Annotated in this window: 14 protein-coding genes and 1 pseudogene; 8 read left to right on the top strand and 7 right to left on the bottom strand. The window is 56.5% G+C overall.

Annotated elements, in window-relative coordinates:
* Nucleotides 1-237 (top strand): annotated as a pseudogene (locus CPT76_RS21635) (carbohydrate ABC transporter permease); the annotation flags it as partial.
* Between the two features lie 162 nt (nt 238-399).
* Here the strand turns inward: CPT76_RS21635 and CPT76_RS21630 are convergent.
* A complete protein-coding gene (locus tag CPT76_RS21630) occupies nt 400-2100 on the bottom strand; it encodes a DUF4127 family protein (RefSeq protein ID WP_105444434.1) in 1701 nt (566 codons plus the stop codon).
* 472 nt (nt 2101-2572) lie between these two features.
* Here CPT76_RS21630 and trhO point away from each other — a divergent pair, with 472 nt between their 5' ends.
* Nucleotides 2573-3475 (top strand): oxygen-dependent tRNA uridine(34) hydroxylase TrhO, encoded by a 903-nt coding sequence (trhO, locus tag CPT76_RS21625; RefSeq protein ID WP_105444433.1) that lies wholly within the window; start codon nt 2573-2575, stop codon nt 3473-3475.
* A 228-nt stretch (nt 3476-3703) separates the two neighbouring features.
* Here the strand turns inward: trhO and CPT76_RS21620 are convergent, their stop codons facing one another.
* The 5 genes from CPT76_RS21620 to CPT76_RS21600 form a co-directional block, all read right to left on the bottom strand.
* Entirely contained in the window at nt 3704-5644 is a 1941-nt protein-coding gene (locus CPT76_RS21620) for a DUF2207 domain-containing protein (protein ID WP_105444432.1), read from the bottom strand.
* A gap of 366 nt (nt 5645-6010) precedes the next feature.
* Complete coding sequence (locus CPT76_RS21615) at nt 6011-7093, bottom strand: hypothetical protein (RefSeq protein WP_105444431.1); 1083 nt, start codon at nt 7091-7093, stop codon at nt 6011-6013.
* Nucleotides 7094-7318: 225 nt separating this feature from the next.
* A complete protein-coding gene (locus tag CPT76_RS21610) occupies nt 7319-8644 on the bottom strand; it encodes a DEAD/DEAH box helicase (RefSeq protein ID WP_105444707.1) in 1326 nt (441 codons plus the stop codon).
* Nucleotides 8532-10640: an SNF2 helicase associated domain-containing protein gene (locus CPT76_RS21605; RefSeq protein ID WP_105444430.1), complete on the bottom strand. Its 2109-nt coding sequence runs from the start codon at nt 10638-10640 to the stop codon at nt 8532-8534. Before CPT76_RS21605 ends, CPT76_RS21610 begins: the two co-directional genes overlap by 113 nt.
* A gap of 144 nt (nt 10641-10784) precedes the next feature.
* Nucleotides 10785-11843 carry an undecaprenyldiphospho-muramoylpentapeptide beta-N-acetylglucosaminyltransferase gene (locus CPT76_RS21600; RefSeq protein WP_105444429.1) on the bottom strand — a complete coding sequence of 353 codons (1059 nt, stop codon included), beginning with the start codon at nt 11841-11843 and terminating at the stop codon, nt 10785-10787.
* Between the two features lie 285 nt (nt 11844-12128).
* Here CPT76_RS21600 and CPT76_RS41620 point away from each other — a divergent pair, with 285 nt between their 5' ends.
* The 6 genes from CPT76_RS41620 (at nt 12129) to gcvPB (ending at nt 18158) form a co-directional block, all read left to right on the top strand.
* A complete protein-coding gene (locus CPT76_RS41620) occupies nt 12129-12278 on the top strand; it encodes an RAxF-45 family protein (protein WP_279628456.1) in 150 nt (49 codons plus the stop codon).
* A 90-nt stretch (nt 12279-12368) separates the two neighbouring features.
* Nucleotides 12369-13211: an ABC-F family ATP-binding cassette domain-containing protein gene (locus tag CPT76_RS41615; RefSeq protein ID WP_308737653.1), complete on the top strand. Its 843-nt coding sequence runs from the start codon at nt 12369-12371 to the stop codon at nt 13209-13211.
* Entirely contained in the window at nt 13187-14341 is a 1155-nt protein-coding gene (locus CPT76_RS41610; RefSeq protein WP_308737652.1) for an ATP-binding cassette domain-containing protein, read from the top strand. The genes CPT76_RS41615 and CPT76_RS41610 overlap by 25 nt, the downstream gene beginning before the upstream one ends.
* A gap of 38 nt (nt 14342-14379) precedes the next feature.
* Complete coding sequence (gene gcvT / locus CPT76_RS21590; protein WP_258168726.1) at nt 14380-15294, top strand: glycine cleavage system aminomethyltransferase GcvT; 915 nt, start codon at nt 14380-14382, stop codon at nt 15292-15294.
* Between the two features lie 57 nt (nt 15295-15351).
* Entirely contained in the window at nt 15352-16704 is a 1353-nt protein-coding gene (gene gcvPA, locus CPT76_RS21585) for an aminomethyl-transferring glycine dehydrogenase subunit GcvPA (protein ID WP_181152990.1), read from the top strand.
* Nucleotides 16701-18158, top strand: a complete 1458-nt coding sequence (gene gcvPB, locus CPT76_RS21580) for an aminomethyl-transferring glycine dehydrogenase subunit GcvPB (protein ID WP_105444427.1) — start codon at nt 16701-16703, stop codon at nt 18156-18158. Before gcvPA ends, gcvPB begins: the two co-directional genes overlap by 4 nt.
* 281 nt (nt 18159-18439) lie before the next feature.
* Here the strand turns inward: gcvPB and ptsP are convergent.
* Nucleotides 18440-20098, bottom strand: a 1659-nt coding sequence (gene ptsP / locus CPT76_RS21575; protein WP_105444426.1) for a phosphoenolpyruvate--protein phosphotransferase, incomplete at its 5' end; no start/stop codon positions are given.

The following is a 20098-nucleotide window of genomic DNA, read 5'->3' as shown; positions in this document are numbered from 1 at the left end:
ATCGTCAACGTCCTTAACATCTGGAACGAATACATTATCGGCACGATTCTGGTCAACGATCCGAAGCACTATACCCTGCCCGTCGGCATCGCAATGATGCAGGCCCAGATGCAGTACCGTACCGAATGGGGCCCCCTTTTCGCCGGTCTGCTCATCACCATCGTCCCCGTCCTGATCATGTACATGTTCTTCCAGCGGCAGATCGCCAGCGGAATAACGGCCGGGGCCATCAAGTGATCCCGGGTTGCCGGGTTACATCGCTCACAGCCGTACAGAAAAAAGCCCGGAATCCCCGGGCTTTGTTTTTGTCCTGCACGTCAGCAAGCTATGCGGTTGTATCCGTGCTCGCGCAGGCACCGGATGCCGGCAGCCACCACGAGCCGCCAGTCGCTTCCCGCCCTAGCACTCTTTCAGCGTCACTTCCGGCCCCAGCGTAATCTCAAACGCCCGCTCCCAAATGAATGCCGGATTGTCGTAGTCCAGAGACGCGCAAGCATACGTCGCAAACGACCATCCGGACGGATTGATCCGCCACACGTTCTGCGACTCGCCGAGCTCGAATGCCTTTCTGGCAGCCAGCGTCTTCGTGTTCGCCTGCATGCGTTCGCGAAGCATCTCGACCAGAACCTTATAGTCTTCCGGCGAGTTGAACAGGCGAATGTTTTGGTCCGCATACGGTACGTTGGAGTATAGGGTGTGTGCCCGCGAGTACGCTCGAATTTCGGCAATCGTGATCTTCTTATAGTAGTAGTCCTTGAGGAATCGCTTGAACAGCAGCGATCCGTGCGCATTCACTGCCTCTTGCAGCGCCGGCGGCCGCTTCTCCGTGCCAAGGTATACGAATCGGGCTTGGGCCATGCCGAGGGCCATGCCGATTTTGTTGCCGGCCGTGTTCCACGCGCTGTATCCCAGAAGCTGTCCGGTGGACACGCTGTCGAGCAGCGCTTCGGTTACGGTCGCATCGGCGGCACCTCCCCCGACAAAATCTATCACAAGCGTCGGGATCCGTCCGGCGCTGTTCGCTTCCATCCGGCTCACGGCGGCACCGATCTCGCTGGCGCTGGTAACCGCCACGATTTCGATATCATAGGCTGCCGTGTCAACGAACTCCCCGCCGACGATGTCCACATGATGCCGGATATTATCGTGCACGCTCATATACTCGTAAGGATTGACGATGGTCGACCCGTCCGGCCCAAAATATTTGACGCCGTATTTCGGACGGGAGCTGTACCGGTGAAGCTCCTTCGCCATCCGGCCCAGCAGCGAGTATCCCAGCGCATCGGCATCGGGGAGAATAATCGCTTTGTCCGGATTCTGGCCGCCGGTGCCGCCCAAATGCTCATTCACAAAGGCTTCCAGGTAAGCAATTTCGTTGGCCTGTACTCCCTGGGTATAGGAGTCATCCACCCCCACTGCGAGAAAATCCACGTATCCTTCACGGACGAGCCGTTCAATGATATATCGGTTGGTCTTGAATTTATGCCTTCTGGCATTATAGTACTGCTCTTTGTCAAAAAGGGTAGGCTCTCCGAACGAAGTGCCATCGGGTTTCGTGTCATACCCTTCCAAAATGCCCTCGAACGTGGTTGCGACCGCCCGCGGCTGCTGGGCAAAGGCTCTCGCTTCATCGTATGCAGCCTGGGTCAAGCCTTCCACAAACACGGTGGTCGCCAGCCGCATAATCGTATCCAGCACATAGACTGGCTTACGCGGGTAAGCCCGCTTCACTTCCCGAACGACGTCCAGCAGTTTGGTAGTCTCGGGGTCGTAATCAGGGTAGGCGCCGCCAGCGCTTGGACGAAGCCGTCTGCTGCCGATTAACCCGCCGTAGGCCAGCATATCCGTCGAAATGATAAATCCGTCTGCCTGAGCGGCGTGTTCCCTAATAAATCGGCGGATATTTCGCGTCTTTCCGTACGTTGGCGATGAAGTGCTCACCAGTTGGCCGTCTTCGGCCACGGCCTTGGAATCGAGGCGATTGGCAATATCCTCCCGGTCGGGGACAATCAGCTGGATCCCGGCGGATCTCCCTTGCACGATAACATCATCCAAATTGGCAGGACGGTCGTCCAGCGGCACATAAAGCACTTTTTTCATAAGAGAACATCTCCTTTGCATGCTTGATTTGTCGTATTACGCGGCGCTGCTGAATACGGTTAAACTCAAGATGGCTTATCATGCCGAAGGAAAGCTTACTCCATGGACAGCCGTATCGGATTTCCGGATATCCGACGCTGCCGCGTCGTTCTTTAAGAGTAGGCACCTTCTATCTTCGGCTGATTCGGATCCGTGAATCCATAATATCATATACCGTTACGATACGCAATATAATATTTGGTTTTTTATTCCTCCAACGAGAAGGATTGCCGCCCTCTAAATTTGCGCGAGCAGACGGAGCATTTTCCAGTATTTCTCGGATTCATTCTCATCTATAGGCTGCATCGAAATTGCGTCTTTCAGCTAAGCTATTAGGAATCCTCTGGTTACTTACTATACTTTCAAGTTGACTATGTATGCCCTATTCATCTACAATATATAAGGTAAATTTACAAGAACAGGTGAAGAAGCAATGACAACGAAGCAAGAATACCGTATTTTGTTATATTATAAATTCGTCAACATCCCTGATCCTGAGCAGTTCACTGCGGAGCATCTGCAGTACTGCAAAGATCTGGGCGTCAAAGGCCGCATTCTGATCGCCTCTGAAGGCATCAACGGCACGCTGTCCGGCACCGTGGAACAAACCGAGAAGTATATGAACGACATGAAAGCGAATCCGCTGTTCTCTGATATCGTCTTCAAGATCGATGAGTCGGAAGGCCATGCGTTCAAGAAAATTTTTGTCCGTCACAAGAAAGAGCTCGTCACGTTCCGTTACGATGAGCCGCTTGATCCCAACGTCATCGGCGGGAAGCGTCTGTCTCCGGAAGAGTTCCATGAGCTGCTTCAGCAGGATGACGTCATCGTCCTGGACGGCCGCAACAACTATGAATACGAAATCGGACATTTCCGCGGCGCCATCCGTCCGGATGTCGAGTCGTTCCGCGAATTTCCGGAATGGATTCGCAACAATATGAGCCAGTTCAAGGACAAGAAAATTCTGACCTACTGCACTGGCGGCATCCGCTGCGAGAAGCTGACCGGCTTCATGATCAAAGAAGGCTTTCAGGATGTTGCCCAGCTTGAGGGCGGCATCGTAACATACGGCAAGGACCCTAAAGTCAAAGGACATTTGTGGGACGGCAAATGCTACGTCTTTGACGAGCGCATTTCGGTGCCGATCAACCGTACGGAAGAAGATGTCGTGATCGCCAAGTGCATCCACTGCGGCAAAACGCATGACCGCTATATCAACTGCGCCAACCCGACCTGCAACAAACAGCATGTTTGCTGCGAAGAGTGCGAAGAGATCCATCAGTCCTTCTGCTCCGACGAGTGCCGGGACGTCATCATGGCAGCCAAGACCAACTGATCGGGTACAGCTATCCAAATAAACGGCAGTTCCTCTCTCTCTGAGAGGAGCTTGCCGTTTTTTTTGTTAATACGTGGCGGGCGGAAAGCCGCTTTCTTCCATCCTCCAGGCATAAAAACAGCCCGTCCCTCAAATGCCAGGGAACGGGCTGCTGCGGATTTACGTGGTCATCTCAATCGTTATCGTTCGTTATTCCTTGGGCGGTGCAGTTGGACGATTTGGCGTAAGCTAGAACGCGCCGGTTCCCCCGCCTCCGCCTCCTCCCCCGCCGTCACTGAAGCTTGACGAGGAACTGCTGCTGCTTCCTCCGACGCCCATCGGCTTCAGGAGCAGGTGATTTTGCGTATAATTCAAGGATTCCATAATTTCCACGCTGAATAATGCGGGCACGGCTGCGGCCAAGGCGGCGCCTGACGTCCCGGGCTGCTTACGGTGTTTAATGTACCGTGGAACGGTCCCAAGCAGGGCGGCATACTCCGCGGCCTGCTCTGTTTCCAGCGGTTCACCTGCGTAGGACATCTCTCCTTTTCCGAGCGTACTCCGAAGTGCCTTGAGTGCATAACGATAGCGATGCGTCTCCCAGGACAGCACATGAACGGGAATGCTCCATACAAACAGAGCGGAACATACCGTCAGGATCAGATAGTCGCCCGAAATATCATGCACGATTTGGGAGCCCATAATAAAGCATGTGAGCAGATACAGGAAGATCCACAGCTTATTCCGGAAACGGATGGACGCCCATACCCCTCCGGCACCAAGCAGCACGGCGGTTAGCACGATCATGAGCGTGGACGCCGCGTCGGTGTACAGCAGATACAGCAACAGGCCGTAATTCACCGCAGCCGTCAGCGGAATGAACAGCTTCAGCAGCGGATTGGGCCGGACCTGCCCCGAATAAGGCTGGGTACGCGACAGCAGCCTGATCCACTTCATCAGCCGGTCGGCATGCTTAACCGACTTTGCACGGTACTGCTTGACGATCCTTGCGCTCTGCCGCTCCTTAAACGTTGGTCCCGCCAAGGAATCCAGCTTGAAGATCAGACTGCCGTTGATTTCTTCGAACAGCCAGCCGACAAGATGCTTCTCCGCCGGGTTGAGCTGGTCCATCCTGCCCGTAAAGGTGAACAGCAGCGTGAATTCGGGAGCCGTCGGCTCTTCCTGGAAGCGTTTGGAAGCTGGGACCTGCTTCACGGTCACGTAACCCTTCTGCCGCAGCGATAACAATCCGGCCATGAAGTCTTCCCTTTTTAACCGGCCTTTGCGCAGCATATACATGAGAAGCAGCGGATCCGCTTCATCGATGTCCTGCCGGGTGACATCCCCGCGCCGCAGCCAGGCCGAAATTTTTCTCCACGACAAAGCGTACAGCAGCGCACCTACAATGAAAACAGCCATGCCGACTTGCACAACCGGACGGATGGCGTTCATTCGAACGTCACGGGCGGCAAGCCGGTCCTGGTATTTCTGCTCGGCAGACAGCTGCTTTTGCAAAGAAAGCTGTTCCTCGGAAGCCGTCATTTGGGATAACTGATCCGGTGGAAAATAGACCACCATATGCGCCGTGCCATCACTCTTCAAATCATCGGTTTCATAGTGAACCGCTGGAGGCCCTTCGCTTGTAATCTTCCCGCCCGAACGGTCATGCAAATAGGCATGAACGTCTCCGTCCTTATAATCGCCGGGCATAAACAAGTCGACGGACACCTGGTGAAGATCCTCTTGGTTATTTTTGAAGAAGCTCCATTCCAGCTTGCCCGTTTCGCCATACCTGACCGCCGCATGGTCAATCCGGTAGCGGTAATAGACCTGTTTCGTTTCGTTCTGCGCGGCATCGTATATGTAATACGTATCATTGTCGTCGTCCCATTGGACATCCAGCCGCTGCAAGTTTTCGTAGGAGAAACTGCCTAGCTTCGGATGTTCCGGGGGTACATAAGCTTCAAAAAATTCAACCCCCTTCTGATCCGCCCGATCAATCGCACGCGTCATTCCGTTAAAGCTGCCCTTAAAGGTATACGTAAACAGTTCTTCGACATACAAGTCTCCATCCGGCCCGAGGTAAGCCCTAGATTCCACGCGGTCCATCGAGTAGCTCTTCTTGTCTCCGCAGCCGGTTATCCCAAGGACCAGGACTAGGCTGCCCAGCAGTAGCCACCATCTCCTCATGCGCTCACTCCCATCTCCATACTTCTTGCTCTCTCTACTGACTATGCACAGATTCAAAATGCCGCTTCCCTGTCATTCAAAGAGCTGTATTCTCCGGGTTACAGCGGCTGCCATAGACGTTTTCTATTATATTAACAAATGCCCCCTAGTGGAAAACAAGTGCATATGGTACCAAAATATGAGTTTTTTCGCCATTTATTGTTGGAAAATACGTCTTCCGTCGCATACTTTCAGCGTCTTCCGGTATGTGTTCATTGGAGGACAGAGCGCTCATTTTATGCGTTTAACCTAAAAAGACTGCCTCGGATGATCAACCGACACAAAAGGTCGGTCACCCAAAGGGAGTCTACAGCATGAACATGCTGATTACAGAAGGTCGTCAACCGGTTCAAAACCAGTACCGGGATCGTACTCGATCCGGTGAGAGCAGTGCATTAGTGCTTCCAGGCAGCGTTCACGTCCTGCATGATAGCCGGCAAAAAATTTCCGCTCGATGCGGATCGACAGCACCGTAATGTACTCCTCCTGCCCGGTCTTTCCGTTCAGTTTGGTGTCCCTCGCCTGCACGACGACCGACTCCAGCGGGAGCAGGGCAAACAGCTCGCCTGCAATCCGGAGGACAGAGCCGCAGATGTATTTCAGCTCCAGGTCATTGCGTTTGGGGACGGACAGTTCAGGCGAAGCTACCCCTGCTTCGGTGCGGACTTTCGCCTCGCGTGGGATCACCTGCTGGGAATTGACATCCAGTTCCACTTCCACTTCGGAGCTGCTTCGGACGCTGAACTCGAGGCCGCTCCCCAGCATCGTCAATTCCTGCAGCGGGGCCATCTCTTCCAGAACCCGCAAATAGGCGGTACGGTTGCCGTCAAGGATGTCGTGCGCAAAATCGTTGGCTGCTTTCCATGCCAGATAGTCTTTACGATCCTCTTCCCGGGCCAGCTGAACCTGCCTTTCGAGCTCCTCCCGGATCATGGCGTCCTGCTTGAGGAGCTTCTGGATACGGGTCGGCTGGAACGCAGCCAAATTCTCCTCAGCCAGCTTCTCTTTCGGTCCCTGTTCCCCTCTCGGGAACGGAGGAGCCATGGCGGCAAGAACATCCCAGAACACCGGCTCCCCGTAAGTTTGATCGATCGTCGCGATCCACTCCAGCTGATTGTCGTACCAATCGGCCTCAAACGCTAATTTTTCCGCCTCGTTCCAAGCGGTGTGCCCCTGCTGCCGGTTTATAAGTTCACGGCGCTTAAGATAAGCGCTGCTGTAGGTCGGTGTGGTAGAAAAAAGAGAGGCTATAGAGTCTGCTGCCGCTGAAGCAGCCGCATTGTCGTCGCGAGGCATATATCCGCTGACAGGCGGAGAATCTGCGCCCTGTTCGCGGCTTCCCCCTGTATCCATGCTGTACAGATGAGGCCCTGAATTGGTTAGGATACCGTAATTGTATCGATTTCGCATACATTCTTCTCCTCATTCCCAAGTCCGTGAATGGATCACAAGTAATAGGTCATTTATACTAAAGCATAGAGGTAAATTTCGCCATTGCCGTTCATATTCCTGCATCCTTTTCATGAAAATTTATCGGGATCAAATGGAGCTCGGCCCGTTCTCGCAGCTGGACAAGAAAAAAACCGGCCCCTCCAAGGTCCGGTTCACGGTACTTCCATGAATAAAAATGACTCTCTATAAGGCAAGCAGCTCGCGGATTTCCTGCTCAGTCAAGGTCGTGACCGCGTCATCCGCCGACTCCATCACTTCGCGGATCAAATCCTTCTTCCGCTGCTGCAGCTCCAGCATCTTTTCCTCCACGGTTCCCTTCGTCACCAGGCGAATAACCTGAACCACGTTTTTCTGCCCCATCCGGTGGGCGCGTCCCGCGGCCTGCTCTTCCACCGCCGGATTCCACCATAAGTCGTACAGGATGACCGTGTCCGCTCCGGTCAAGTTCAGCCCTGTCCCGCCCGCTTTGAGTGAGATCAGGAATACGTCGTTCTCTCCCTGGTTAAACCGCGAGCAGGTGTCCACCCTCTCCTTGGCCGGAGTCTGCCCGTCCAGATAAAAGACCGGAATCCCCCGCTGGGCCAGCTCGCTGCGGATGATCCGGAGCATGCTCGTAAACTGGGAAAAGATCAGGATCCGCCGCCCGCTGCTGAGGCATTCGTCGACTACTTCCAGCAGTTGGGAGAGCTTGCCGGCCGGACCTTCGTACCCGTCCACAAACAGCGAGGGATGGCAGCACAGCTGACGTAGCCTCGTGATGCCGGCCAATATTTTCATCCGGCTCTTCTGGAACCCCTCCATCTCCAGGTCACGGATCGTCTCTTCCTTGAATTCCTCGAGGTAAGCGGCGTACAGCTTCTTCTGCTCAAGGCTGAGCTCCGAGCGCTGAACCGTCTCGATCCGTTCCGGCAGCTCGTCCAGCACATCGGCCCTTAACCGGCGTAAAATGAACGGCTGCACAATTCGGGAGATCTGGCCGCGGGTCAGGCCGCGGAAAGCTTTCTGACCCGTAAAAAGACCCGGGAATACCGCCTCGAAAATCGACCACAGCTCATCCACCGCGTTTTCGATCGGCGTGCCCGTCAGCGCAAACCGCCGCTCCGCACGGATTTCCCGCACCGCTTGAGCGGTCTGCGTCGCGTAATTTTTGATCATCTGGGCTTCGTCAAGAAACAGGGTGCTGAAGCCCATCTCCCGGTACAGCCGGATATCCTTGCGCAGGGACGGATAGGAGGTAATAATTACGTCCGCCTGCTGCGCAGCAAGGCTGTTCGGAGATTCGGTTTCTGCGCCCGCAGCCGCTATGCGAAGCAGGGAGTCGCTGCGCTCCTTCCGCGCGCCCAGAGCCACATGAACCTGAACGGACGGAGCGAATTTCTGAAACTCGTTCTCCCAGTTATATACGAGCGATGCGGGGGATACGATCAGGACCGGAAGGTGCCCGCCTTCCTTCTCCCTGCGTTCGGACACAATGTAGGCAATGCTTTGCAGCGTTTTGCCCAGCCCCATGTCGTCGGCCAGGAATCCCGCCGAACCGGTAATGGCCGAGCGTCTTCAGCCACTGAAAGCCGTCCCGCTGGTAATCCCTGATCACGTCGGCAAGCTCCTCAGGAACATCGAAGTCCATCTGCTCGGGATGCGTCATATGATCAATCAGCTGCCGCAGCGATTTCCCCATCTGGACCCCATAAGCCCGGCCTTCCTTGTCACGAAGCTGCAGACCCTTGACCAGAGGAAGATGGATGCGGCTGCCGGTAATATCGCCTTTTTTCATCCCGAGCTCGTCATACAGCTCGCCGAAGGTTTGGAAGGCTTCCTTTTCCAGGGACACATACGCACCGCCGGGTAGACGGTAATACTTCCGCTTCTCGATCACACTCAGCAGCAGCTTGCGGATTTCTTTGTCGCTCACATGGTCCAGCTCAAAGTTGATCTCGAGCCAGTTGGTCGTATGGTCCGTGTCCGCCTTGATTTTCGGAGGCTTGTTCGGATTGTGCATCAGCTGCTTGACGGCGGGAGTGGCGTATACTTGGACCCATTTCTCCAGCTTGGGAAGCAAATGAAACAGGATGTCGTATACGCTGTCTTCTTCCGACAGGTCCAGCACCATTTCGCGTCCGCTCTGCACAAAGTCCGTTCCTTTCAACGCCTCGATCATCCGCCGCTCCTTACCGGTATCCCGGACCAGAATAAAATCGCCGTCCTTCCGGGCATCTGTATCGGCAAATGCGTCGATCACAACCCCGTCGTACACGAATTCCAGCCTTGCGGTCAGCTCGGTTTCGTCCCGGTCCAAATACAGCTTGGCCACGAGGTCCGGCTGCACCAGCTGATCCCGGACGCTGGCGTCCATGCCGACCTTCCCAATGCGCCGCAAGCCGGGAACCACTTTCTCCATCAGTGCGTCCATCTGGTGCGGTGATATGTTAATCCGCTTATGATCATAGCGGTATATCAAGGTTTTCATCTCTGACATCAGGAGCAGGTCGCGCACCGGCAGCCGGTATATCGTGCCGTCAACAGCTGCGCAGCCGTACGCGGTCATCACGACGACCCGCTTCAGCCCGTTGATTTCCAGGTGATAGGCGTCGCCGCTATCGATGCTTCCCACATGGAACGACAGCGGTATCTGGCCTTCACCCAGCTGAATTGGCTGAGGCGAAGCATACTCGCGCTCCATCGCGGCCCCGGCCTTGACCAGCAAAGGCAGCAGCTCGTTCCAGCCCAGCGGCGGGATCGTCAGCATCCGCTGGCTGCCCGAGGCTGCGAAGCCAGGAATGGAGCGGCCTGCTTCATCATACGCGAACTCGCTTCCGCAAATCCGGATCAGCATGTCGATGACTGCCCAGTCCTCCGGCCGGAACGTATGCTGCTTAGGGCTGTATGTGAACAGCTTGGTAAAAGGCAGGCTTCTCCCTTCCTCGATGTGAAGCAGAAACTGCCTGATATTTTGCACGACGTATAGCCGGTTCGGTCCGACCTTCATCTCGATCCGGAACTTCGGTTCCGGCTGATACTCGTCCGTCACTTTGCAGGTCCATTCCACAGCCAGCGTTTCCTTAAGCACGCTCGCCGCTTTTTGGCCGGTCTTCAGCCGTTCGCTGTCCGCCATCTGCTCAAACAGCTCGATCAGTCCGCTGGTGAGCCGCACGTCCCTGGAGGAAACCGCGGGCGTCGGAATCGGGACGACCTCCCCCCGCGGCTGCAGCCGGTCCGCCCCGCCCTTTTCTTCTTCCAGCAGATAGATCAAGACGCCAGCGATATGCTTGCAGTAAGGATAATATCCGCCGAAGCCCGCACAATGGCAGGTTGCGCTGAAATCCGCTCCGTCGATATCGACCTCCACCCGGTATATATCCTCATCCTGCACTACCGCTTCAATGTAACGGTTATCTTCATCGCGTTCCACGATCATGACCTGACCGTAAGCGCAGTATTCCTCACCCCGTTTAAAGGCGGATGCGCCGCATAATGATCTGATTCTTTGCGAAGTAAACGCCAGCATGTCTTCCGTCCTTTCCGGTCTCCTGTCCTAAAATCTCGTGTATTCAATATACCATAGTTCGGCTCAGGAAAGCGAAAAATTAGGAACTCTTGTTCTCTATCCATTCAGGTAAAATAAGGTTCCTTTTCTTGGTGCAGACGATCTTTAACGGCCTTTTGCGGTTTCTTTGATCAGCTTGAATACTTCCGCAAGCGCGTCCGTCTTTTGGCCGCTCGCCATGGCCGATACGTAGGCATCCCGATGGGCATGCAGTGCCCGAACCCGCTCGAGCAGCGTTTGCGGAGACAGACCTTCCTCTTCCAGCACTTCGGCATAACCCGCTTTTTCGAACGAATGCGCGTTAAGGATTTGATCGCCCCGGCTTTGCTGCCGGGTCAATGGGATGAGAAGCATCGGCTTGCGCAAAGAAAGAAACTCAAAGATCGAATTGGAGCCGGCACGGGTGATCACCAGGTCCGACATCGCCAGCACATCCGGCAGTTCATCGCGAATGTATTCGAATTGACAATAGCCGGGATCTGTCAGCGCCGGATCGAGCTGCCCTTTCCCGCATAAGTGCACGACTTGAAAAGCTTCCGTCAGCTCAGGCAGCGCCTGGCGCACCGCCCGGTTAATGCTCTGCGCGCCAAGACTGCCGCCCATCACCAGCAGAACGGGCTTCCCCGGGGTGAACCCGCACAGCTTCCGTCCGGCGGCAGCGCTGCCCTGTTTCAGCTCATTCCGGATGACGGCGCCGACATGGCGGCCCTTGCCCTTGCCGATATGGGCAGCCGCTTCCGGGAACGTCGTGCACACCGCTTCAGCCATCGGGATGGCAATTCGGTTGGCCAGCCCCGGCGTGATGTCCGACTCATGAATGATAACCGGCACCCGGTTCAGCCAGGCACCGATGACGACGGGCACCGATACGAACCCGCCTTTGGAAAATACAATATCCGGTTTCCGGCGGCGGATGAGACGGTACGCCTGATAGACGCCCTTGGCGATCCGGAACGGATCCTTGGCGTTTTGCCAGTCCAAATACCGGCGCAGCTTGCCTGTCGATATCGGAAAATACGCCACGTCCGGCAGTGCCGACACCAGCTCCCGCTCGATCCCATTGACCGAGCCTATGTATTCCACCGCCCAGCCTTCCTGCCGAAACAGCGGGATCAGCGCCAGGTTGACCGTGACATGTCCGGCGGACCCTCCGCCGGTAAACATTATTTTTTCTTCATGGGGCCCTCCACTCGTTTCAACCACTGCATCTTATTGTATTATAATGCCGGTCTGGAGATAAATGCCCGTCCCGTTATTACAAATCAGCCGTAAAACACCGACACCCCTTCGACAGCCCGAAGCCGAATTGGGACCACACCTCCAAACCTGCTGATGGTTCTGATCAGGGTTATATGGCCATTTTCATAAAATGTTTCATCATTGCTTGCTTTTAGCACTCGTTGTGGATACAATAAAGCTAACTTTTTTTAACAGGGAGGTGAGGTAGAAGTGGTACGCAATTTTGGAAACGACCGGATCAATCAACTGCCGATGATTTTGTCCGGCATTTTTTACAGAGTTCCCGTTAACGGGATCCGTCTGTCCATTTTTAACAATCCGGTTGTTTTACAAAATTGCGAAATGCCGCTCCTACCTTAACTTCAACGGATAAGCGTTGAACGTTCAAGCCGCAGGGACATTTCCCTGCGGTTTTTTTCTGTAGATGCGGCATCTATGGAGGAAATTACGATGATGATTCAATGCAAAAACATACAAAAATACCATGGTGCCCAGCTCGTTCTGTCCGATGTATCCTTTGAAATCCGCGAAGGAGAAAAAGCCGCCCTGATCGGCCGCAACGGCTGCGGAAAAACGACGATGCTCCACTTGCTGAACGGCGGAGATAAGCCGGACCAAGGCGAAATCTCCATTTCGCGGGGCGCCAAGCTTGGCTTCCTCGCCCAAATTCCCCAAGCCGGAGACGGCGAAACGGTATATGACATCCTGCTGCGCGCCTTTGCGGCGCCGCTTGAGTGGCAGCGGCGGATGCGTGAGCTGGAGGCGCTGATGTCCGGCTCCTCCGCTTCCGGCGGCAAAGAGCCGGAGCAGTGGCTCGCCGAATACGGCAGACTGCAGGAAAGCTTTGAAGCGGCCGGCGGTTATGAAATGGAAGCGACCATTGACCGCATCGCCGGCGGCCTTGGCATCCCCGCGGGCCAGTACAGCCGCCCCTTCGCCTCCCTCTCCGGAGGAGAGAAGACCAAAGTCGGGCTCGCCTCCCTGCTGCTTGAGCAGCCTGATGTGCTGCTGCTGGACGAACCGACCAACCACTTGGACATGGCGGCGATCGAATGGCTGGAGCAGTTCCTGAAGGAATACCGCGGCACCGTGCTTACGATATCGCATGACCGTTACTTTCTCGACAAGCTCGTGACCAAGGTGGTCGAGATTGAAGACGGGGAAGCTTTTACCTACCACACCGACTATAGCGGTTACCAGAAGGAAAAGGAAGAGCGGCTCCTGCAGCAGTTTGCCGATTACCAGGAACAGCAGAAAAAATTAAAAAGATGCAGGAAAGCATCAAGCAGCTGATCGAGTGGGGCAACCGGTCCAACCCGCCGAACGCCGGGTTCCACCGCCGTGCCGCCTCCATGCAGAAGGCGCTCGACCGTATGGTGAAGCTGAAGCGGCCGGTGCTTGAACGAAAGACGATGGATTTGTCGCTGCAGCAGGAAGACCGCTCCGGCAAGCAGGTGCTCCTGTTCGAGGAGCTGGGTAAATCGTACGGCACGCGCACTTTGTTCAAAGGCGTAAACGAAACGCTCCGGTACGGGGAAACCGTCATGCTGCTCGGTGGCAACGGAAGCGGCAAGAGTACGCTAATCAAGCTGGCCCTGGGCGAGCTCGAACCGACTGAGGGGAGCGTGGCCGTCGGCTCGCGCGTCAGCATCGGTTACCTCGCGCAGGAGGAAACGCCTGAATCCGTCAAGCAGAACGTGCTTCAGTACTACCGGGAGCAGGCCGGCATCGAGGAAGGTGAAGCCCGCGGCCGGCTGGCACGATTCCTGTTCTACGGCGCCGATGTATTCAAAGACATCCGCAGCCTCTCCGGCGGGGAGTGGACGCGGCTGCGCTTCGCCATCCTGATGGAGCAGAAGCCGAATTTGCTGATTCTGGACGAACCGACCAACCACCTGGACATTGACGCCAGGGAAGCGCTGGAAGAGGCGCTCGAAGAGTTCCCCGGCACCATCTTCGGCGTATCCCACGACCGGTATTTTATCAACAGGCTGGCGGCCAGAATTTGGAGTCTGGAACACGGGCAGGTTCGTTCCTTCATCGGTAACTTCGAGGATTACAAACAAGAAATCCGCAAGCTGAGCGAAGCCGAAACGGCGGCGCAGGCGCGGAGGTCTGAGGCGGCTGGCTCAAAGGCCGCGGAAGCCGGCAGCCAGGGCAAGGAGCCGGTATCCAAGCCGGCTGCTGCGCGCCCCGATACCGGCGGGCATCGCTCCCGGAAAAGCGACGCCTCTGCTTCCATTTCACTCGAGCAGTCGATCAAGGAGCTTGAGGCCCGTCTGGGGCAGATCGACGCCGACATGCTGAAGGAAAGCGCCGCCTCGGATCTGGGGCGCCTGCAGCAGCTTCATGCGGAGCGGGAGCAGCTGCAGGCACGGCTGGACGCGACGTATGAGCAGTGGCTCGAGCTGCAGGACGCGTAAACAGGTGATACGTGTACGAGTGAAACATACAAAGGCGATTGGCAGTACACAAGCAACCCGTGACCGTCAATGACGTATCGGTTCTCGAGCCGGGTCAGGCGCAGTACAGCGCTTTGTGCTATCCGGACGGGGGCGTTGTAGACGACCTGCTCGTCTACAAGTTGGGCGTGGAGTCCTACATGCTGGTTGTGAACGCCTCCAATATCGATAAGGATTGGGCCTGGCTTCAGGAGCACCGGCCGGACGGCGTTAACATGGTCAACGAGTCCGATGGAACTGCGCTGCTGGCTCTTCAGGGGCCGAAGGCTGAAGCGGTGCTGCAGCCGCTCGTCGATACCGATCTGGGGCAGCTCGCCCCGTTTCATTTCATCCAAAATGTGAAGCTGTTCGGCGCTAGTACGTTGATTTCCCGCACCGGTTATACGGGGGAAGACGGCTTTGAGATCTACCTTGCCGCACAGGATGCTCCTGCGGTCTGGAGCGGATTGCTCGAGCAAGGCGAGAGTGCGGGCCTGATTCCGGCAGGGCTCGGCGCCCGCGACACGCTTCGCTTCGAAGCGAAGCTGCCTCTGTACGGACAGGAGCTGTCCAAGGACATCTCCCCGCTCGAAGGCGGCATCGGCTTCTTCGTCAAGCTGGGCAAAACGGCCGATTTTATCGGCAAGGCGGCCCTGCAACAGCAGAAAGACGCCGGCGTGCCGCGCAAACTGGTCGGCATCGAAATGATCGACCGGGGCATCCCCCGCTCCCATTATCCCGTATATGCGGGAGATGAGCAGATCGGCGAAGTGACGACGGGAACCCAGTCCCCGACGCTGAAGCGTAATCTCGGTCTCGCGCTCGTGCAAAGCGGCTATTCCGCCCTTGGAACCGAAGTGGAAGTCGACGTCCGGGGCAAGCGGCTCAAAGCCAAGGTCGTAAGTACTCCTTTCTACAAACGCGAGCGCAAATAAATAGCAGGCTAACAGCATGATACGATTTTCAACCTAATCTAAAGGAGCTGACTCCACTTGAAACACCGTTATCTGCCTATGACCGAACAGGACCAGCAGGAAATGCTGGATACGATCGGCGTCTCCTCTCTGGAGGACCTGTTCAAGGACATTCCTGAAGAAATCCGTTTCAAAGGGGACTTGCCCGTATCCCCGGGACTGAATGAATACGCGCTGACGACGCACTTGTCGGAGCTTGCCGCTAAAAATGCCAATACGGACCAATATGCCAGCTTTCTGGGCGCGGGAATTTATGATCACCACATCCCTTCGGTCATCAACCATGTCGTGTCCCGTTCCGAATTTTACACGGCCTACACGCCGTATCAGCCGGAAATCAGCCAAGGCGAGCTGCAGGCGATCTTCGAGTTTCAGTCTTACATTTGCGAGCTGACCGGCATGGCCGTCGCCAATGCGAGTATGTATGACGGGGCCACCGCCCTCGCTGAAGCCGGATCCCTGGCCAGCGCCGCCACAAAGCGCAAGCAGCTGCTCGTGTCCAGCACGGTGCATCCGGAGGCCCGTCAGGTTGTCCGCACGTATGCCAAAGGGCTCGGTCTCGAGGTCGTGGAGGTCCCTTCCGCAAACGGCGTCACCAACCTGGCCGAGCTGGCTGAAGCCGTGTCCGACCAAACGGCCGCCGTGCTCGTGCAGAGCCCGAACTTCTTCGGAGCGATCGAGGATTTGGCAGCCATCGGCGACCTCATCCATGCCAGCAAAGGGCTGATGGTCGTCAGCACCAACCCGATCTCCCTCGGCATTCTCGAAGCGCCGGGCAAGCTCGGAGCCGACATCGTGGTCGGCGACGCGCAGCCGCTCGGCATCTCATCTTCCTTGGGCGGGCCAACCTGCGGATTCTTTGCCGTGTCGCAGGACCATATGCGCCGCATGCCCGGACGGATCGTGGGCCAGACGGTCGACCGGAACGGCAAGCGCGGCTTCGTTCTGACGCTGCAGGCCCGCGAGCAGCATATCCGCCGCGAGAAAGCGACGTCCAACATCTGCTCCAACCAGGCGCTGCTCGCCCTCTGCGCATCGGTGTACTTGTCGGTCATGGGCAAGCAGGGCATGATCGAGGTCGGCCAGCTGAATCTGCAGAAGAGCCATTACGCCGCACGCCGGCTGGGCAGCATTTCAGGGGTAAGCATGCCGTTCACGTCCCCGTATTTTAACGAATTTGTCATTAAGCTGCCGGAAGGAACCCGCGTGGCCGAAGTCAATGCGAAGCTGCTGCAGAAGGGCATCCTTGGCGGCTACGACCTCGGCAGAGCTTATTCCGAACTGGAAGGACATATGCTGATTGCTGTCACGGAACGCCGCACCAAAGAACAGATCGACCAATTCGCTGAAGCGCTGGAGGGCTGCATATGATTCAGGAAAAAGCGTTGATTTTCGAGTTGAGCCATCCCGGACGGATTGCCTACTCTTTACCGGAGTTTGACGTCCCTGTTGAGGAAACCGAAGAGCTGATCCCAAGCTCGATGCTGCGGTCGGAGCCGGCCGCGCTGCCTGAAGTGTATGAAGTGGACGTCATCCGTCACTATACCGAGCTGTCCCGCCGAAATTTCGGGGTGGACAACGGCTTCTATCCGCTCGGCTCCTGCACGATGAAATATAATCCGAAAGTGAACGAAGATGTCGCCCGTTATCCGGGCTTTGCCAAAATCCATCCGTATCAGCCGGAGGACAGCATTCAGGGCGCGCTTGAGCTGCTATACCGCCTGCAGGACGATTTGGCCGGTCTGACTGGCATGGACGCCGTGACCCTGCAGCCGGCCGCCGGGGCGCATGGCGAATGGACCGGTCTCATGATGATCCGCGCCTACCATGAAAGCCGCGGCGAGCAGCGCGACAAGGTCATCGTGCCGGATTCCTCGCACGGCACCAATCCGGCCAGCGCCACCGTCGCGGGGCTGAAGACGATTACGATCCCGTCGACCGACAAAGGCCTCGTCGACCTCGACGCCCTGCGTTCCGCCGTCGGCAGCGACACCGCGGCGCTGATGCTCACCAATCCGAACACGCTCGGCCTGTTTGAAGAGCAGATCCAGGAAATTGCCGCCATCGTCCACGAGGCAGGGGGCCTGCTGTACTACGACGGAGCCAACTCCAACGCGATCATGGGCATCACCCGCCCGGGAGACATGGGCTTTGACGTCGTGCACCTGAATTTGCATAAAACGATGAGCACGCCGCACGGCGGCGGCGGTCCGGGAGCCGGTCCGGTCGGCGTGAAGAGCCGCCTGATTCCGTTCCTGCCCCGCCCGCTCGTGTCAAAAACGGCTGAAGGCAAATATACGCTCGAAGGCGGCAGCGACCAGTCCATCGGGCGGGTCAAAGCGTACTACGGCAACTTCGGCATTCTCGTCCGCGCTTACACCTACATCCGCAGCTACGGCCCGGAAGGTCTGCGCCGCGTATCGGAGTGCGCCGTGCTGAACGCCAACTATATGATGAGCCGGCTCGCGCCATACTTCGACATTCCGTATCCGGGCGTCTGCAAGCACGAATTCGTCATGTCGGGCTCCCCGCTCAAGCAGTACGGCATCCGTACGCTGGACGTGGCGAAGCGCCTGCTCGATTTCGGCTATCACCCGCCGACCATTTACTTCCCGCTGAACGTGGAGGAGTGCATCATGATCGAACCGACCGAAACAGAGAGCAAGGACACACTCGACGCCTTTATCGATACGATGATCCGCATCGCGAAGGAAGCAGAGGAGCAGCCGGAGCTGCTGCTGAACGCACCATACGATACGCCAGTGACGCGGCTGGACGAAACGACCGCGGCACGCAAGCCGGTGCTGAACTGCGCCTGCAGCTGATTATCGGATTTGGATTCGATATAATTCGGATTCAATGCGAATTCAGATATTGGAGAGAATACCCAAGAGCACCCTTTTCAGGGTGTTCTTTTTTTATATATTTTCTGTAAACCGTAGACATACCCACATGAAAAAAGACCGGCATTCTATAGAATACCGGCCAAGCTCGGATAAAAATATGCGTTATGCGTGCAAAGCTTAGCTAAGCTCTAGTTGGTAAATAAGGGATATAAATCGTGATGCCTTTCTAAAGCCCCGCTGGCTACATGCAGAACTATCCACTACTGAAGGCTCTGCACCAGCTGCGTCACTTCCTCCGCCGTGCCGAGCTGCAGCGCCTGTTCGGCGAGCCGCTCCATGTCCGCCCGGGACAGCTTGGAGATCTGGCTGCGCACCGGAAGAATGGACGAGGCGCTCATGCTGAACTCGTCGAGCCCGAGGCCGAGCAGAATCGGGATGGCCACGGCGTCCCCGGCCATTTCGCCGCACATGCCGACCCACTTGCCCTCGCGGTGCGCGGCGTCGATGACCATTTTGACAAGACGAAGGATCGCCGGATTATAGGGCTGATACAGGTACGATACCTGTTCGTTCATCCGGTCGGCCGCCATCGTGTACTGGATCAGGTCATTGGTGCCGATGCTGAAGAAATCCACTTCCTTGGCGAATACGTCCGCCAGGACGGCTGTCGACGGAATTTCGACCATGATCCCGATCTGGATGTCATCCGCAACGGCGATGCCTTCCTCCGCCAGCTTGTCCTTCTCTTCCAGAAGAACGGCCTTGGCTGCCCGGAACTCGGCAAGCGTGGCGATCATCGGGAACATGATGCGGAGGTTGCCGTGCACGCTGGCCCGCAGCAGAGCCCGCAGCTGGATCCGGAAGATGTCCTGCCGGTCCAGGCAGAGGCGAATCGCGCGGAATCCGAGAAACGGATTCATCTCCTTCGGCAGGTCCATGTAAGGCAGCTCCTTGTCTCCGCCGATGTCCAGCGTGCGAACGACCACCGGCTTGCCTTCCATCTGCTCCAGGACGGTTTTGTAGGCGTTGTACTGCACATTCTCCGAAGGCAGCTTGTCGCGGCCCATATAGAGGAACTCGGTCCGGTACAATCCGACCGCTTCGCCGCCGTTGTCAAGAACGCCCGCCACGTCGTTCGGCGTACCGATGTTGGCCGCCAGCTCCACATGAACCCCGTCCTTCGAGACGGTCGGTTCCGTACGGAGCTGCTTCCACTCCTCCATTTGCTTCGCATAGGCCTGCTGCTTTGCCTGCTGCTTTGCCGTGTACTCGGCGATCACCTCTTCGGTCGGATGGATGATGACATCACCTTCAATCCCGTCCACGATCACCAGCTCGCCGCTTTGCACGGAGCTTAGAACGCTTTTCGTGCCGACCACTGCCGGAATTTCGAGCGAACGGGCCATGATGGCCGAGTGCGACGTTCGACCGCCGATATTCGTCGTAAAGCCTTTCACGAACTTGCGGTTTAAGCCCGCCGTGTCCGATGGAGTCAGGTCCTCGGCGATCACGATGACTTCCTCATCGATCTCCGACGTGCTCACGTATTGAAGGCCGAGCAAATGCTTCAGAATGCGCTTGGTCACGTCCCGCATATCCGCGGCGCGTTCCTGAAGATAAGCGCTTTTCATATTTTCGAACATCCGGATGAACTGCGCTGCCGTCTCGTCCAGGGCATATTCCGCATTGACCGATTCGCTCCGGATTTTGTCCTTCACCGGGTCAATAAGCTCCGGATCGCTTAAAATAAGCAGATGCGACTCGAAAATTTCCGCTTTTTTCTCGCCCAATTCCGCCAGCGTCCGCGCCTTGATCGACTCAAGCTCCGCCCGTGACTTGGCCAGCGCATCATCCAGCTTTGCAAGCTCAGCCTGAACGTCATCCGCCTGCTTGCGGGTTACCGTGTAATCCGGATGCTC

The organism is Paenibacillus sp. AR247 (assembly GCF_002968895.1).
Taxonomy (GTDB): domain Bacteria; phylum Bacillota; class Bacilli; order Paenibacillales; family Paenibacillaceae; genus Paenibacillus_AQ; species Paenibacillus_AQ favisporus.
This window is presented reverse-complemented; position numbering and strand designations above follow the sequence as displayed.